The sequence below is a fragment of the Achromobacter sp. GbtcB20 genome, from assembly GCF_019091095.1.
Taxonomy (GTDB): domain Bacteria; phylum Pseudomonadota; class Gammaproteobacteria; order Burkholderiales; family Burkholderiaceae_B; genus Achromobacter; species Achromobacter mucicolens.
Map to the genome: position 1 here is coordinate 1 of NZ_JAGXJZ010000480.1, position 282 is coordinate 282.

Genomic DNA, 282 nt, shown 5'->3' on the forward strand with positions numbered 1-282 from the left:
CGCTGCTGGGAGCGCAGCTGTAATTACCGGTCGGCACGTCAGGGAAATAATGGTTGGCGACCAGACTGGGCAATCTACATACTGTTGGGAGCTCCGCGGAGCCCGACGCATCCGACAACCATCCCTGACACACGCGAATGAAAAAGACCCTTCTCTCGCTCGCCATCCTGACCAGCTTCGCCGCACAAGCGGACGAAGGCATGTGGATGCCGCAGCAGCTGCCACAAGTAGCCCAGCAACTGAAAGCCGCCGGCCTGGAGCTGGACCCGAACACCCTGACCC

At 61.0% G+C, this 282-nt stretch carries 1 protein-coding gene; it reads left to right on the forward strand.

What is annotated here, in order from left to right; genetic code table 11:
• Positions 1-137: 137 nt before the first annotated feature.
• Positions 138-282: S46 family peptidase (locus KVT32_RS29845; protein WP_217619401.1), on the forward strand; the 145-nt coding region annotated here is incomplete at its 3' end.